The organism is Rahnella victoriana (genome assembly GCF_021276285.1).
Taxonomy (GTDB): domain Bacteria; phylum Pseudomonadota; class Gammaproteobacteria; order Enterobacterales; family Enterobacteriaceae; genus Rahnella; species Rahnella victoriana.
The window spans coordinates 586996-603204 of sequence record NZ_CP089919.1; the positions used below are offsets into that span (position 1 = coordinate 586996).

Consider the following 16209-nt stretch of genomic DNA (forward strand, 5'->3'; position numbering starts at 1 on the left):
ATTTACTTGCTGTCTTTGCCCACGTGAAGAATGGCCAGGAACGCTTCCTGTGGTAACTCGACGTTACCCACTTGTTTCATGCGCTTCTTACCATCTTTCTGTTTCTGCAAGAGTTTCTTCTTACGGCTGACGTCGCCGCCATAACATTTGGCGAGAACGTTTTTACGCAATTGCTTCACAGTGGAACGGGCAATGATGTGAGCACCAATTGCCGCCTGAATAGCAATGTCGAACTGCTGACGCGGGATCAGTTCCTGCATCTTCTCAACCAGCTGGCGTCCACGGAACTGTGAATTGCCACGGTGAGTGATCAGCGCCAATGCATCCACACGGTCACCGTTGATTAGAACATCAACACGCACCATGTCAGAAGCCTGAAAACGTTTGAAATTGTAATCAAGCGACGCATAACCGCGCGAGGTTGACTTCAGACGGTCGAAGAAATCGAGCACCACTTCCGCCATTGGAATTTCATACGTCAGCGCAACCTGGTTACCGTGATAAACCATGTTGGTCTGAACGCCACGCTTCTCAATACACAGGGTGATCACGCTGCCGAGGTATTCCTGCGGCATCAGCATATGACACTCAGCGATCGGTTCGCGCAGTTCCAGAATGTTGTTCAGGGCTGGCAGTTTGGACGGGCTGTCGACATAGATGGTTTCATTCCCCGTCGTCAGCACTTCATACACTACCGTTGGCGCCGTGGTGATCAGATCCAGATCGTATTCACGTTCCAGACGTTCCTGAATGATTTCCATGTGCAACAGACCCAGGAAGCCACAACGGAAGCCGAAGCCCAGCGCAGTAGAACTTTCTGGTTCGTAGAACAGGGAAGCATCGTTAAGGCTCAGTTTGCCTAATGCATCACGGAAGTTTTCATAGTCATCAGAGCTGACCGGGAACAAGCCGGCGTAGACCTGTGGTTTAACTTTCTTAAAGCCAGGCAACGCTTTTTCAGCTGGCTGACGCGCTAACGTCAGCGTATCGCCGACCGGTGCGCCCAGAATGTCTTTAATCGCACAAACCAGCCAGCCTACTTCGCCGCAGTTCAGGATATCGCGATCGACACGTTTAGGCGTGAAAATACCCAGACGATCGGCGTTATACACCTGTCCGGTACTCATCACTTTAATTTTGTCGCCCTTTCTCATGGTACCGTTTTTGATACGCACCAGAGAAACCACGCCAAGATAGTTATCGAACCAGGAGTCGATGATCAATGCCTGAAGCGGGGCTTCGGGATCACCTTCCGGCGGTGGCACATCACGCACCAGGCGCTCGAGGACTTCAGGCACACCGACACCAGTTTTCGCGGAACAGCGAACGGCATCCGTCGCATCAATACCCACGATGTCTTCGATTTCCTGCGCAGCGCGATCAGGATCGGCGGCAGGCAGGTCGATTTTGTTCAGAACCGGAACGACTTCCAGATCCATTTCCATCGCGGTATAGCAGTTCGCCAGCGTCTGTGCTTCTACGCCCTGACCCGCATCCACGACCAGCAACGCGCCTTCACAAGCTGCGAGAGAACGGGAAACTTCATAGGAGAAGTCGACGTGACCCGGCGTATCGATAAAGTTGAGATGGTAAACCTGACCATCTTTAGCTTTGTAATCGAGCGTAACGCTTTGCGCTTTGATCGTGATGCCGCGCTCACGTTCCAGATCCATTGAATCGAGGACCTGCGCTTCCATTTCACGGTCGGATAAACCGCCGCAAATTTGAATAATACGGTCTGACAGCGTCGACTTACCGTGGTCAATGTGGGCAATAATGGAGAAATTTCGTATATGCTTCATTATAAAAGTTTTTCTACCTTGGTATTTCTGAATCATTCGCCATGAACATACAGCGACGGTTTGTAGGTTGGCTGTCTTTCGCCTAAGTCGCAGCATTCTACATGCCAGCACCGTGAAAACCTAGTCTCGGCAGATGCTAACTCCAGATTATGCGAGCTTTCACGAGACGAAATCCTTCCGTTTTCATTTGTTTTCATCATCGGTGCGTGCCGTCGCCCCTTTTCGGGACATCAGGAAAGTATTTTATGTGTGGGCTTCCCCCGCTCCGTTTTAGGAAAATACCCATTTACAGAAAGCGACTCTGAATCTTAATATATTGTTATAAAAGAAATTACATAATTTCACACTCATAAAGCTCTCATTAAACTTCTTCCTTAAATATCTTTTTTTCTTTTTAATTCAATCCGGTCACAAGGTTATCAATATGATCAATGAAGGGCGGCTGCTCAGTCAGCATGGCTTTGCCAAAGCCAACTCTTGGATCACTCTGGTCCTGTCGGTACTTTTACTGATTGGCGGCGCGGTGCAAATTGCATTCCTGCTGGCTTTTGGCCATACCGCAGAAGGGCTGCACAGCGTGATTCTGTCTGCTCTGCTCAGTATTGCACTTGGTGTGGTTCTCATCATGCTGCGGCGTATTATCAGGCCAAATCAATTCTATCAGCTTCATGAAAACGGTATTTTAGTTATAAGCCAGACGGATCAAAAAAACCGTTTCATCCCTTTTGAACGGATTATGGATATATATCGTTTCAGAACCGGGAAATACACGCGACGTATTTTAAATACCATGACGTTCCGTGAGGAAAATAGCAAAGTCTGGCATCGCATCACGCCTGACATCGCCAATTCTGAAAGACTGATCGAGGTGATTAAGAACGAACAGCTAATGTTCCGCGGCCCATGGGCATTAAATACCCTGGCGCAAGGTGGGGATATTTTATTTACTAAACTCGACAACTCACATTGCGGTTTGAAACGGTTTATCGGTGCCAACCTGCTGGCCGGACATGAAAAAAGGATCCGTCTGAGCGCCCTGATGCTGACTACGGATGAAGGCAAAACTGTGCCTGTTGAGGATATCCAGTTTATTAGTGGCGGCAGTAACAGTCCGCTGATCAGGCTGCTGGACAAGCATGGTCGTATCCTGTTTTCTGTGGCTTATACGTCACTCTCAAGCGCAGATCTCTTCATCGCGCTGATCGAACATATGATCCAGAACCGGATACCGGTCAGAAACTAAAAATGCCACCGGTTTCAGAAACACGGTAGCACATTGGCATGTTGCGGTTTGAGAAATATCAGGAAGGAAGTTTGCTGTCTGAGGCGTACCGGAAGGCATCGGGAGGTAATCCGACCTGTAAGATGACAGGTTGATATCCGGCCTTTCCGTCCACTTTCGCCGCCAGTGCTTTGGCAATCAGAAAACCTAATCCACCACCCAGCACGGCACCAATCACTGCGTACATGTCTGCTTTCAGCAGTGCCTGCAGTATTCCGCCGCCCGCGATCACACCGAATAACGGCGTCATGTAAACCAGAAATGCTGAACGCAGCAGGCTGCCTTCCTGTATCCCCAGTTCAACTTTCTGACCCGGTGCAAGAGGTTCGTTGATGCTGACCTGGAGATTATGTTCGGTCTGCGGCCCCAGCTCGTTCAATACGCGGGCACCACAACCTGAACGGGAATGGCAGCTACTGCAACCAGCCTGCGTTTCACAACGCAGAGTCGCAATACCATCTTGCCACGACACAACCGTGGCCCATTCTTTCATCATGTGATCACCCTGTATTTCTTTCGCTGAGACAGTCGTTGTGAGTAATGCTATTTCGCTGCGAAAACAATGCTCTCTGCGATACGCTTGGCGGTTGAAGGCGGCAATTCGCCCACAACAGTAATTTCGTTGCCGTTACGTATTTCAGTCTGCACCGTTCTGCGCCCTTGCCTGATAAGTTGCTCAGAAGGGCCGTTAGTTGTGGCACTGATATTGACAGAGAAGCTGAACAATCCGTCAGTGTACAACCGTGATTCTATCGTGACTGGCATATTTGGCAAGGTTCGGCGACTGCTGGCGACTTCGGTCACCCCAGCCGGCAGCCATTTCACCTGCCAGCCAAACTTCACCTGCTCGGAAGCGGGTAAAGAAAGCACAGGTGGCAGATTGGCTTTTTCGAGATCAGCAAGCGAGGTAAGCGCCTGTTTCCCGTCATCAAAACTGATGACCCGGAACTGCTCCAGTGTTTCGCCATCGCGATCCAGCAAATCCACGCGCATAGGTAACTTCGTCTCTTCATCAACCCAGATAACATAGCTGAATCGCGTACCATCACGCGAAACAACACGGATCACCTGGCTCAGACGATCGGCGGCACGCGCGCGCCCTACGGCGATAAAATCGTAGTATTTTGTCAGAAGAGAGAAATCACTGAACACAATGGAAGGCAGGGAATCAACGATGTGATCGCCATCCAGCGTAAAAGGCTGCAACCCGGTCTCAAAGTAGCTGATATCTTTTCCGCGCTGGACAATTTCACGGCGCGGTCCATCCATCAGAACCAGTTGAGCGAGTGAGGCTTGATTGGAAACGGCATGACGAAAGCGGAAGGAATCAATCCCTTGCTTCGTGATGTTGATAAAACCCATTTCATAATTCAGCGTCTGACTGGCCTTGCCCATCTCTTGCAGTAACGCCTCGGAAGTGGGATCTGCCGAGGCGATACTTGGAGTAAGCAGGCTGCCCGTTGCTAAACAAACGGCAAACCAAAATTGCTTCATTACTGCGTTTGCGTTCCTAAAGACTGTGTACCAGGGACCTGAACAGCGGCTTGCTGAGGAGTAATCGGTTCGAGTTGAAGCTGCTCTGAATGCAAGCGACGCTGCAATTCGTAATCCTGCAACATCGCGTTAATGCGCTTGCGTTGCTCTTGCACGTTTTGTTGCCCGCTGGCGGTATTGCCTTCATTCGGTACGCCGAAGCTCACCGGAGACGCTTTACCCATCATAGGCAAGGTATTAAATGCAGGGGTTTCCGGAGAAGCGCCTGTCGCATCAGGCTGATTGTAGTGCTGAACACCGACAATCACCGCCAGAGAAACACAGGCTGCAACACCAACCTGAGTCAGCTGGCTCGCCCACGGGCGCACCTTCTGCCAGAAAGGCATTTTTTGCCAGGTATGAGGCTGAGGTTGTGATTCAGTGGCTGAACCCGGAACCAGTTTAACCGGCTCATTTGCCAGCGCTGCGGCCACACGGTCTGCGATATCCAGATGCACCACATTCCCAATATCACCGCGTAAGGTATCGCGGATCAAATGATAACTCTGCCAGTCTTGCTGAAGCTTAGGATCGGTTGATAAAGAACTTAACAGTTCAGAATCAATGGCTTCACCATCCATCAGAGCGGAAAGCTTTTCTTTCTGCATGCCTAAGTACCCTTCCTGTGTCCGTCATCTCTAACGCTGGATGAGCGGTTGAACCTTGTTATCAATTGCTTCCCGGGCACGGAAAATTCGCGATCTTACCGTACCCACCGGACAATCCATGATGGAGGCTATTTCTTCGTAGCTCAATCCATCCAACTCCCTTAAGGTGATCGCCATGCGAAGATCTTCAGGAAGTGCTTCAATAGTACGGAAAACTATCTGCCGTAACTCTTCAGACAACATTAAGTTCTCAGGGTTCGAAATTTCTTTCAGGGCACCGCCACTTTCGAAATTCTCGGCTTCGTTCGCATCAACATCACTGGATGGCGGACGACGCCCCTGAGCGACTAAATAATTTTTCGCTGTGTTGACTGCAATACGATACAGCCAAGTGTAAAAAGCACTGTCGCCGCGGAAAGATTCCAGCGCACGATACGCTTTAATAAAGGATTCCTGAACCACATCAGGCACATCGCCTTGTGGCACATAGCGGGATACAAGGCTCGCTACCTTATGCTGGTAACGAATAACCAGTAAATTGAACGATTTTTGATCACCTTTCTGGACCCGCTCAACCAGAACCTGATCGGCTAACTGCTCGCTCATCCGAGGTAAAATCTCCCCAAAACTATCTCCGCGCATAAAGTCGTACTGCCAGCTTTCATCATTATATTCCTGAGCAAGTACTGCTTGGAGTTCACATGGATCATTAAGTTCCACATCGTCATTGTTTTTTCTATTGAAGTCTCAAGCCCGTGGCTTTTGCACGGAGGTTTAGGCTAACATGAATTTCCCTCTTCTTCTGCAAACATCATACGTTATGCAACCTTCATCTGAATTTGTTAGCGATGTATTGATAATCGGAAGTGGCGCTGCGGGCCTTTCGTTGGCTTTGCGACTAGCAGACCACTGTCATGTCACTGTTCTCAGTAAAGGCCCCCTCAACGAAGGCTCCACGTTCTACGCACAAGGCGGTATCGCCGCAGTTTTCGACGAAGCAGACAGCATTGCCTCACACGTTGATGACACATTAATTGCCGGCGCAGGTTTATGCGATAAAGAAGCGGTTGAATTTATCGCCAGTAATGCGCGTCATTGCGTCCAGTGGTTGATCGACCAGGGCGTGCTGTTTGATACCGAAACCAACGCCAGCTCAGAAGAGCGCTATCACCTGACTCGCGAAGGCGGTCACAGCCACCGCAGGATCCTGCATGCTGCTGATGCTACAGGTAAAGAAGTAGAGACTACGCTGGTAGGGAAAGCAAGGGCGCACGCCAATATTTGCGTGAAAGAGCGCTATAATGCCGTTGATTTAATTACCTCAAGTAAACTCGGATTAGCGGGCACGCAACGCGTCGTGGGCGCGTATGTCTGGAACCGCGATAAAGAACATGTGGAAACCTTGCGCGCCAAAGCCGTGGTTTTGGCGACAGGCGGCGCAGCAAAGGTGTATCAGTACACCACCAACCCGGACATTTCCTCCGGTGACGGCGTGGCAATGGCGTGGCGCGCAGGCTGTCGTGTTGCCAACCTCGAATTTAACCAGTTCCATCCGACCTGCCTTTATCATCCCCAGGCACGCAACTTTCTGCTGACAGAAGCCCTGCGGGGTGAAGGCGCACTGCTCAAACGTCCGGACGGCACCCGTTTCATGCCTGATTTCGATGAACGTGGCGAACTGGCACCGCGCGATGTGGTGGCAAGAGCCATTGACCATGAAATGAAACGTCTCGGCGCGGATTGCATGTATCTCGATATCAGCCACCGGCCACCGGAGTTCATTAAGCATCATTTCCCGATGATTGATGAAAAGCTGCAATCACTGGGGATTGATCTGACCAAAGAGCCGATCCCGATTGTGCCAGCGGCACATTACACCTGCGGCGGCGTCATGGTCGATCAGCACGGCCGTACCGATCTCGACGGGCTCTACGCTATTGGTGAAGTCAGCTATACGGGCCTGCATGGCGCAAACCGTCTGGCATCGAATTCCCTGCTGGAATGCGTGGTCTACGGCTGGTCAGCGGCGGAAGACATCATCAAGCGTCTGCCTCATGCCAGACTGGCAAAAAACATTCCGCAGTGGGATGAAAGCCGGGTGGATAATTCCGATGAGCAGGTGGTGATCCAGCATAACTGGCATGAACTGAGGCTGTTTATGTGGGATTACGTCGGGATTGTGCGCACGACCAAACGACTCGAACGCGCCCTGCGCCGTATCATGACCCTGCAACAGGAAATTGATGAGTATTACGCGAACTTCCGCATTTCCAACAATTTACTGGAACTGCGAAATCTGGTGCTGGTCGCCGAACTGATTGTAAGAAGTGCGCTGGAGCGTAAAGAAAGTCGCGGACTGCATTTCACGCTCGATTATCCGGACTTACAGGAAAATCCGCAGCCGACGATTTTGCAGCCATAACGCCAAAAAGTGCGAAGGAACGCACTTTTCACCACCGCAACACTCTCTGTCAGTAATTCAGATAGAAATCCGTAATCAGTGCGCAAAACGCCTCACTGTAAACCCCTTCCGACTTTCGCAGCGCCAGCTCGTGATCTTCCCGTGCAACGGCTTGCCGGGATAATGTCAGCAGCAAACGGTTTAACGGCTTGCCCGGCCTGTCGCGAACCGCCATCTGCCATGCGCTGTACCAGCCTTTCTGATGCGCGAGCGCCTCAAAGGCCAACCCGATGTCATATGGCAACACGACACTGAATAATCCTTCTGGCGTGATCAGCCTCTGCGCGCAATCCAGCAGGGCTGCATGCGTCAGGGTTTCCGTGTAACGGGCCGCATTTCGGGCCTCGTCGCGGCAGGCTACGGCAGATTCAAAATAAGGCGGATTACTGACAATCAGATCGTATTGCGCGGGATGTTCCTGCGCATACACATTGATGTCCTGCGCAAACACCGCCAGACGGTGTGACCATACGGACTCACGGAAATTCTCATCGGCCTGAGCCGCCGCAGGCGGATCGAGTTCCACGGCATCAATGCGCGTCTCATCGGAACTGCGCTGCGCCAGCATCATGGCAATTAACCCGCTGCCACAGCCGATATCGAGAACGCGCCGCGCTTTACTGACCGGTGCCGTGGCGCCGAGCAGAACGCCATCGGTGCCGACTTTCATCGCACAGCGGTCATGGGCAACGAAAAACTGTTTAAAGGTAAATCCATTACGCCGTAAAGGCTGTGCGGAACTGACTTCTCTGGTCACTGATTTCACCGTAATTACGCCCGCCAACAGGCCTGTAAACGAAAACTGTCGTAGCATAGGGGAAAGAGAAGCAGAGTAAAAGCCACGCAAACCGCTTAAATAGGTGAAGATCGCGTCTAACACGTCTATAATCGGCGCCCCAAGTAGAGGTAGACCATGACTGTAACCACTTTTTCCGAACTCGAACTCGATGAACGCCTGATTGACGCCCTTGGCGACAAAGGCTATAGCCGCCCTACTGTCATCCAGGCAGAGGCCATTCCGCCAGCAATGGACGGACGCGATGTGTTGGGTTCGGCTCCTACCGGCACCGGCAAAACAGCGGCATTCCTGCTGCCTGCATTGCAGCATTTGCTGGATTTCCCGCGTAAGAAATCTGGTCCGCCACGTATTCTGATCCTCACGCCAACCCGTGAACTCGCCATGCAGGTGGCGGAACAGGCGCGTGAGTTAGCCAAACACACCGATCTGGATATCGCTACCATCACCGGTGGTGTGGCGTATATGAACCACGCAGAAGTATTCAGCGAAAACCAGGACATTGTCGTTGCGACAACCGGTCGTCTGCTGCAATACATCAAAGAAGAAAACTTTGACTGCCGTGCCATCGAAACGCTGATCCTCGATGAAGCCGACCGCATGCTGGACATGGGGTTTGCTCAGGATATCGAAACCATTTCTGCCGAAGCACGCTGGCGTAAACAGACGTTGCTGTTCTCCGCAACGCTGGAAGGGGAAGCCATCCGTGAATTCGCAGAACGCATTCTGACAGAGCCGGTAGAAATCGAAGCCGACCCGTCACGCCGCGAACGCAAGAAAATTCTGCAATGGTATTACCGTGCCGACGATCTGGCGCATAAAACCCAGATGCTGATCCATTTGCTGAAACAGGAAGACGTCACGAAATCAGTGATCTTCGTGCGTAAACGTGAGCGGGTACATGAACTGGTCGCGTGGCTGCGTGAAGCCGGGATCAACTCCTGTTATCTCGAAGGCGAAATGGTACAGGTCAAACGCACCGAGGCCGTCAAACGTATGGTTGAAGACCGCGTTAACGTGCTGGTTGCCACTGACATTGCTGCCCGCGGTCTGGATATCAACGACATCAGCCACGTCTTTAACTTTGACCTGCCGCTGACCGCTGACATTTACCTGCACCGTATCGGCCGTACGGGTCGTGCCGGTCGTAAAGGCACCGCGATTTCCTTCGTGGAAGCGCATGACCATCTGCTGCTCGGTAAAATCGGTCGTTATCTGAACGAACCGCTTAAAGCTCGTGTGCTGGAAGGATTCCGTCCAAAAACCAAAGCGCCAAGCGAAAAAGTGACCGGTAAGCCATCGAAGAAAGTGCTGGCGAAACGCAAAGAGAAGCAGAAAGCGGATCAGGAAAAATCGAAGGTGAAAGTGAAAGTTCGCCATCGTGACAGCAAAAATGTCGGCAAGCGCCGCGTTAAACCTGACGCTGCGAAAGACGCCTCGAAATAAGCATTGCCTGATTGAATGCAAAGAAAAACCGCCCCGAAAGGCGGTTTTTTTATATCCAAAATCTGCAGCTCTCTGAAAACTCAGAAGCGATTACAGGCTTTCAGTAAAAGTACGGGTAATCACGTCACGCTGCTGTTCAGCAGTCAGTGAGTTGAAACGTACCGCATAACCAGACACACGAATGGTCAGCTGTGGGTATTTTTCCGGGTGCTTAACGGCGTCTTCCAGAGTCTCACGACGCAATACGTTAACGTTCAGGTGCTGACCCCCTTCCACGCGTACAGTCGGTTGAATTTCCATCGGCACTTCACGGTATTCGAACTGGCCCAGCTCGCTGACAGCAACGATCTGGTCTTCCGCATAACCCGCTTTTGCACATACACAGCGCGCTTCCGCTTTCTCGTCATCCAGCAGCCAGAAAGAGTTTTTCAGCGCTTCGTTGTTGGTTTTGGTAATTTGGATCCCGGTGATCATATGTTGCCTCCATAATTGGCTACGATACTGTTAATTGATGGGTGTCAGGCTTTAACCTGCTTTCCTGTTGTCAGATATAACAGCACGGCACCCTGTATTCTTTGATAAATATCAATCTTTACCGTGTGGGTGTTCTTAGCTCTCAGCATATTTATGTTTTATATCAATTTTTCCAAGGACTCCGATTAAATTATTTTTGTAAATTATCAAAAATAATTTATACAGAAAGGTTAAGTCGCAGATAAACATCAGCAAAAGCTCAGGCGGGTTTCACTCAGCAGGATGAGCAGGTAAGCTACCGTCAGTTAAATTTACCGGTAAAGGAGAGCGTCAATGTCTTCAATTCTCACCTGGCATGACGTGATTGGTCAGGAAAAGGAACAACCCTATTTTGTGGATACGCTGAAGTTTGTGGCCGCCGAACGCGCCGCGGGCAAAACGATTTATCCGCCCCAACAGGATGTCTTCAACGCATTTCGCTCGACGGAACTGGCTGACGTCAAAGTCGTTATTCTCGGGCAGGATCCGTACCACGGCCCAAATCAGGCGCACGGGCTTTCTTTCTCCGTCCGTCCCGGCATTCCGGCGCCGCCTTCTTTAGTGAACATGTACAAAGAACTGATCACTGATATTCCGGGCTTTGAGCGCCCTGTCCATGGCTATTTACAGAGCTGGGCAGATCAGGGGGTGTTATTGCTTAATACCGTGTTAACGGTCGAAGGCGGGCAGGCGCATTCCCACGCCAAACTGGGCTGGGAAACCTTTACAGACAAAGTGATTGCCGCACTGAACGATAATCGTGAGGGCGTGATCTTCCTGCTCTGGGGATCTCATGCGCAGAAAAAAGGCAATATCATTGACCGCAACCGTCATCACGTCCTGAAAGCGCCGCACCCTTCTCCGCTCTCAGCGCATCGCGGGTTTCTGGGCTGTAAACACTTCTCGCAGGCAAATAATTTGCTGGCGCAGCAAGGTCTGGCACCGATTGACTGGGTACCGCGATTGCCGGAATAGTAAAAAAAGAGGCACCCGCAAAGGTGCCTCTTTCGTTATATCAGTCTGCTTAAAACTGAATCAGGCTTTGGCTTTAGAAACTGCCACCATTGCCGGACGCAACAGGCGGCCATTGAGCGTGTAACCCTTCTGCATCACCATCATCACGTGATTAGGTTCCAGCTCTTCTGATTCCATCATGGTCATCGCCTGGTGCAGTTCAGGATTGAATGGCACGTGAATATCACCCACCACTTCCATACCGAACTTGCGAACAGCATCCAGCAGAGATTTCAGGGTCAGCTCGACGCCTTCAATCAGACCCGCCAGTTCTGAATTCGATTTATCAGCCAGATCCAGCGCACGTTCCAGATTATCGATAACCGGCAACAGTTCGCCAGAGAATTTCTCCAGAGCGAATTTGTGGGCTTTCTCAATATCCAGCTCGGTACGACGGCGGATGTTTTCCACTTCCGCTTTCGCACGCAGCAGGCTGTCACGCTCACGCTGCTGGAGTTCTTTCAGCTGTGCTTCCAATTCAGCAATACGTTCATCGCGCGGGTCAACGACATCTGCCGCCTGAGTTTCCGCTTCCGCATGCAGCTCTTGTTCCTGATTGAGTTCTTCAGAGACTTGCTCGTCAGGTGTCTTATGTTCTTTACTACTCATGAATCTCTCCGCGTTTTAGCATTAATCTTGCTAGTTGGCTTATTATGGGGATCAAAACCGGGGTTTCAAGGTTTGGTTTTTAATGAAACCGGTCATAATGCAGGAGTCATCACACCCTGCTGAGGATAACCACAGCGATGAATAAAAAATTTGAGTGCATTGGGATTGTCGGACACCCTCGTCATCCTTCCGCACTTGCCACCCATGAAATGCTTTACCACTGGTTAATCTCCAAAGGTTATCAGGTCATCGTTGAACGACAGGTGGCGCAAGATTTAGCCCTGGAGGGCGCACAGACAGGCAGCCTGGCGGAGATCGGTAAACTGGCTGATCTCGCCGTGGTCGTCGGCGGTGACGGCAATATGCTGGGCGCTGCCCGCGTTCTGGCACGCTATGACATTAAAGTCATCGGTATCAACCGCGGCAACCTGGGCTTCCTGACCGATCTGGATCCGGACAACGCGCTGCAACAGCTCGATGACGTGTTGCAGGGCGAATACATCAGCGAGCAACGTTTCCTGCTGGAAGCGATGGTACGCTGCAAAGACCAGCAATGTCGCGTCAGTACCGCCATTAACGAAGTGGTGCTTCACCCCGGGAAAGTGGCTCACATGATTGAATTTGAAGTCTATATTGACGACAAATTTGCCTTTTCCCAACGTTCAGATGGCCTGATTATTTCTACGCCAACTGGCTCGACCGCCTATTCGCTTTCCGGCGGCGGTCCGATCCTGACGCCGACCTTAGAAGCCATCGCATTGGTCCCTATGTTTCCACACACGCTCTCGGCGCGACCGCTGGTCATCAACAGCAGCAGCACGATTTGCCTGCGTTTTTCACATATGAGCAATGACCTGGAAATCAGCTGCGACAGCCAGATTGCCCTGCCGATCCAGCCGGGTGAAGAGGTCGTCATCCGTCGCAGTGACTTCCACCTGAACCTGATCCACCCTAAAGACTACAGCTATTTCAATACATTAAGCACTAAACTCGGGTGGTCAAAAAAACTCTTCTGATCAGATAAAAATAATTCGCCAGCCCCTTTACTGTATATAAAACCAGTTTATACTGTATGTAATTACAGGTCTGTTGTTATGTACAGGAAGGTGATCATGCTGGCGCAATTAACTATCAGTAACTTTGCCATTGTCCGTGAAGTAGAAATCGATTTTCATGCCGGGATGACGGCTATTACCGGCGAAACCGGTGCTGGTAAATCCATTGCCATTGATGCGCTCGGGCTTTGTCTGGGTAACCGTGCAGACGGCAGCATGGTGCGTCTCGGCGCCAGCCGTGCCGATATCTGTGCACGCTTCACTTTAGCGGATACCCCCTCGGCAAAACACTGGCTGGCTGAGAATCAACTCGATGAAGGTCAGGATTGCCTCCTGCGCCGCACCATCAGCAGCGATGGCCGCTCCCGTGGTTTCATCAACGGTACGCCGGTTCCCCTGTCACAACTTCGTGAACTGGGTCAGCATCTGATTCAAATTCATGGACAGCACGCCCATCAGCTTCTGCTCAAACCTGAGCATCAGAAAGATTTGCTCGACGCTTATTCCGATCAGCCTCTGCTGCTGGCTGAGATGCGCAAAGCTTACCAAAACTGGCATCAGAGCTGCCGCCTGCTGGCGCAGTATCAGCAGCAGGTCAGCGAACGCGAATCGCGCCGTCAGTTGCTGCAATACCAGTTAAAAGAGCTCAATGAATTCGCTCCTCAGGCGGGGGAATATGAGCAAATTGACGAAGAATACAAACGACTTGCCAACAGCGGGCAACTGCTTTCACTGAGTCAAAATGCGCTTTATTTACTGGCGGATGGTGAAGAACAAAATATTGTCAGCCTGCTCTACAGCGCCCGCCATCAGTTGGCTGAGCTTGCAGAACTCGACAGCAAAATGAATGATCTGATTGTGATGCTTGATGATGCGTCCATTCAGGTCAGCGAAGCCAGCGATGAATTACGTCATTACAGCGAACGTCTGGAAATGGATCCCAACCGTCTGTTCGAGCTGGAGCAACGCCTGTCCCGCCAGATGAATCTGGCCCGTAAACACCATGTCAGTGCTGAAGAGTTACCTGAATTACATCGCCAGTTGCTCGAAGAGCAGCAGGCGCTGGACGATCAGGAAACCAATCAGGCAGAACTGAGCGAAGCGGTACAGCACCATTATCAACAGGCCGTGGCTATCGCTGAGCAGTTGCACGAAAAACGCCAATATTTTGCCAATGAATTAACCCATCTGATCACGCAAAGCATGCAGGCGCTTTCCATGCCTCACGGTAAATTTAATATTCAGGTGCAGTTCGAACCTGAGCATTTAAATATGGAAGGGGCAGATCGCCTTGAGTTTCAGGTCACCACCAACCCCGGCCAGCCGCTTCAGGCGCTGGCGAAAGTGGCTTCCGGCGGTGAACTGTCCCGCATCGCACTGGCGATTCAGGTGATCACCGCGCAGAAAATGGAAACACCGGCATTGATTTTCGATGAAGTGGATGTAGGGATCAGCGGTCCGACAGCCGCGATCGTAGGTCGCCTGTTGCGTCAGTTAGGGGAATCCACGCAAGTCATGTGCGTCACCCACTTACCTCAGGTTGCAGGTTGCGGTCATCAGCATTATTTTGTCAGCAAAGAAACCGACGGCGAAGTGACAGAAACCCAAATGCATCGCCTCGATAAAAAGGCGCGATTGCAGGAACTGGCCCGTCTGCTGGGCGGAAGTGAAGTCACCCGAAACACGCTGGCCAATGCAAAAGAGTTGCTCGCAGCGTAAAAAGCTCAACTTTTTTACATTTAAGCGGTCATACAGGTGCCCCGCAAAGGTTTCAAACTGATGAAAGGTCTATTATCATCGGCATCTTATGCCCTAAAGGAATGTAATGACTATGCGCTGTAAAACGCTAACTGCCGCCGCTGTAGCTCTTGTAATGCTTACTGCGGGCTGTTCCACTCTGGAAAAGGTGGTTTATCGGCCTGACATCAATCAGGGGAACTACTTATCTCCTGCTGATGTTCAAAAAATTCATACCGGTATGACTAAACAACAAGTTGCTTATGTTCTTGGCACGCCGATGCTGCACGACCCGTTTGGCAGTGATGTTTGGTATTACGTGTTCCGTCAGGAGCCAGGTCATGAAGGTATCACTCAGCAGACTTTAACGCTGACCTTCAACCAGTCTGATACGCTGACTAACATCGACAACAAACCAAAGTTGAGCGATCAAAAATAAATCGCCCGGTGTGATGGTCTCTGGTAGTTACCAAAAATCATCTTTCAGGGTAAAAAAATAAGGCGCCTGAGGCGCCTTATTTTTTAGAACGTTCGGCTCTGATCCGCCGTAACTCTTTCGGGTCTGCAATCAGTGGCCGGTAGATTTCAATGCGATCACCGTCGCTGACCACGTCGGCAAGCTTCACCGGCCGGCTATAGATACCTAATTTATTTTGTTTTAAATCGATATCCTGACGCAACTCAAGTAAACCGGAAGCCTTTACTGCCTGCTCGACACTGCTCCCCTCTTCCAGTTTTACCGTCCGCAGATACTGACGTTCCGGCAACGCGTAAACCACCTCAACGCGGATCTCAGACACTGTAGACCTCTTTCGCGCGCAAGGTGAAGGCCTGAACCATACTGCCCGCCAGTTCCTTGAAGATTTTACCGAATGCTAACTCAATCAATTTATTAGTAAATTCGAAATCAAGACTGAGCTGAACTTTACAGGCGTCGGGACTGAGTTCGATGAAATCCCAGCCACCTGTTAATTTACGGAACGGGCCATCAACCAGTTGCATATCAATGCGTTTGTTGTTGATTAACGTATTTTTGGTGGTAAAAGTTTTACTGATGCCCGCTTTTGAAACATCAACCGCGGCGGTCATCGACGTATCGCTGTTTTCCAGGATGCGGCTGCCGGTACAACCAGGCAGAAATTGCGGGTAAGCATCAACATCATTCACTAAGGTGTACATCTGTTCCACGCTGAACGGCACAAGCGCAGAACGACTTATCTGTGGCATATCATTTTCCAGGTGTCATAAAACGTACAGATAATACCATTTATCCGCGCGGTAATAAAAACTACGAAGCACAGGACGCCACAAACAGGAAAAACACCCGACTCTGACAGCGTGGGGATTTCAATC

The 16209-nt window shown here is 50.8% G+C and carries 17 protein-coding genes; 7 read left to right on the forward strand and 10 right to left on the reverse strand.

The genetic code is table 11. The features are described 5' to 3' along the window. Nucleotides 1-2: 2 nt before the first annotated feature. A complete protein-coding gene (gene lepA, locus J9880_RS02910; protein ID WP_095924886.1) occupies nucleotides 3-1802 on the reverse strand; it encodes a translation elongation factor 4 in 1800 nt (599 codons plus the stop codon). 424 nt (nucleotides 1803-2226) lie between these two features. On the opposite strand from lepA, the gene J9880_RS02915 reads away from it, so the two are divergent. Beyond that, nucleotides 2227-3045, forward strand: a complete 819-nt coding sequence (locus tag J9880_RS02915; protein WP_095924885.1) for a DUF6585 family protein — start codon at nucleotides 2227-2229, stop codon at nucleotides 3043-3045. Between the two features lie 58 nt (nucleotides 3046-3103). Here J9880_RS02915 and rseC read toward each other — a convergent pair whose 3' ends face one another. Genes rseC through rpoE form a run of 4 tightly spaced genes read right to left on the reverse strand, consistent with a single transcriptional unit; the run spans nucleotide 3104 to nucleotide 5831 of the window. Then, entirely contained in the window at nucleotides 3104-3580 is a 477-nt protein-coding gene (rseC, locus tag J9880_RS02920; RefSeq protein ID WP_095924884.1) for a SoxR-reducing system protein RseC, read from the reverse strand. A gap of 47 nt (nucleotides 3581-3627) precedes the next feature. Next, nucleotides 3628-4578, reverse strand: a complete 951-nt coding sequence (rseB, locus tag J9880_RS02925; RefSeq protein ID WP_095924883.1) for a sigma-E factor regulatory protein RseB — start codon at nucleotides 4576-4578, stop codon at nucleotides 3628-3630. Next, nucleotides 4578-5225, reverse strand: a complete 648-nt coding sequence (rseA, locus tag J9880_RS02930; protein WP_095924882.1) for an anti-sigma-E factor RseA — start codon at nucleotides 5223-5225, stop codon at nucleotides 4578-4580. The genes rseB and rseA overlap by 1 nt, the downstream gene beginning before the upstream one ends. Before the next feature lie 30 nt (nucleotides 5226-5255). After that, complete coding sequence (gene rpoE / locus J9880_RS02935; protein WP_095924881.1) at nucleotides 5256-5831, reverse strand: RNA polymerase sigma factor RpoE; 576 nt, start codon at nucleotides 5829-5831, stop codon at nucleotides 5256-5258. Between the two features lie 214 nt (nucleotides 5832-6045). Between rpoE and nadB the strand changes: the two genes are divergently transcribed. Further along, nucleotides 6046-7647, forward strand: a complete 1602-nt coding sequence (gene nadB / locus J9880_RS02940; protein WP_195816767.1) for an L-aspartate oxidase — start codon at nucleotides 6046-6048, stop codon at nucleotides 7645-7647. 49 nt (nucleotides 7648-7696) lie between these two features. On the opposite strand, the gene trmN is transcribed toward nadB, so the two are convergent. Next, a complete protein-coding gene (gene trmN / locus J9880_RS02945; RefSeq protein WP_408637215.1) occupies nucleotides 7697-8443 on the reverse strand; it encodes a tRNA(1)(Val) (adenine(37)-N(6))-methyltransferase TrmN in 747 nt (248 codons plus the stop codon). 156 nt (nucleotides 8444-8599) lie between these two features. On the opposite strand from trmN, the gene srmB reads away from it, so the two are divergent. Next, nucleotides 8600-9928, forward strand: a complete 1329-nt coding sequence (srmB, locus tag J9880_RS02950) for an ATP-dependent RNA helicase SrmB (RefSeq protein ID WP_095924878.1) — start codon at nucleotides 8600-8602, stop codon at nucleotides 9926-9928. A gap of 90 nt (nucleotides 9929-10018) precedes the next feature. Here srmB and grcA read toward each other — a convergent pair whose 3' ends face one another. Continuing rightward, nucleotides 10019-10402, reverse strand: coding sequence for an autonomous glycyl radical cofactor GrcA (gene grcA / locus J9880_RS02955; protein ID WP_056770823.1), 384 nt, complete (start codon nucleotides 10400-10402; stop codon nucleotides 10019-10021). 333 nt (nucleotides 10403-10735) lie between these two features. On the opposite strand from grcA, the gene ung reads away from it, so the two are divergent. Continuing rightward, entirely contained in the window at nucleotides 10736-11416 is a 681-nt protein-coding gene (ung, locus tag J9880_RS02960; protein WP_232770051.1) for a uracil-DNA glycosylase, read from the forward strand. Between the two features lie 60 nt (nucleotides 11417-11476). Here ung and grpE read toward each other — a convergent pair whose 3' ends face one another. Beyond that, nucleotides 11477-12064, reverse strand: coding sequence for a nucleotide exchange factor GrpE (grpE, locus tag J9880_RS02965; protein ID WP_095924876.1), 588 nt, complete (start codon nucleotides 12062-12064; stop codon nucleotides 11477-11479). A 137-nt stretch (nucleotides 12065-12201) separates the two neighbouring features. Between grpE and nadK the strand changes: the two genes are divergently transcribed. From nadK to bamE, 3 genes are all read left to right on the forward strand, one after another. After that, a complete protein-coding gene (nadK, locus tag J9880_RS02970; protein ID WP_119826847.1) occupies nucleotides 12202-13080 on the forward strand; it encodes an NAD(+) kinase in 879 nt (292 codons plus the stop codon). A gap of 96 nt (nucleotides 13081-13176) precedes the next feature. Beyond that, the gene (recN, locus tag J9880_RS02975) at nucleotides 13177-14838 is read left to right on the forward strand and encodes a DNA repair protein RecN (RefSeq protein ID WP_166654443.1); all 1662 of its coding nucleotides are present in this window, start codon (nucleotides 13177-13179) and stop codon (nucleotides 14836-14838) included. Between the two features lie 112 nt (nucleotides 14839-14950). Then, complete coding sequence (gene bamE, locus J9880_RS02980; RefSeq protein ID WP_095925288.1) at nucleotides 14951-15295, forward strand: outer membrane protein assembly factor BamE; 345 nt, start codon at nucleotides 14951-14953, stop codon at nucleotides 15293-15295. A gap of 76 nt (nucleotides 15296-15371) precedes the next feature. On the opposite strand, the gene J9880_RS02985 is transcribed toward bamE, so the two are convergent. Continuing rightward, entirely contained in the window at nucleotides 15372-15656 is a 285-nt protein-coding gene (locus J9880_RS02985; protein ID WP_232770052.1) for an RnfH family protein, read from the reverse strand. Next, nucleotides 15649-16083 (reverse strand): type II toxin-antitoxin system RatA family toxin, encoded by a 435-nt coding sequence (locus J9880_RS02990; protein ID WP_095924872.1) that lies wholly within the window; start codon nucleotides 16081-16083, stop codon nucleotides 15649-15651. Before J9880_RS02990 ends, J9880_RS02985 begins: the two co-directional genes overlap by 8 nt. Between the last annotated feature and the right edge of the window lie 126 nt (nucleotides 16084-16209).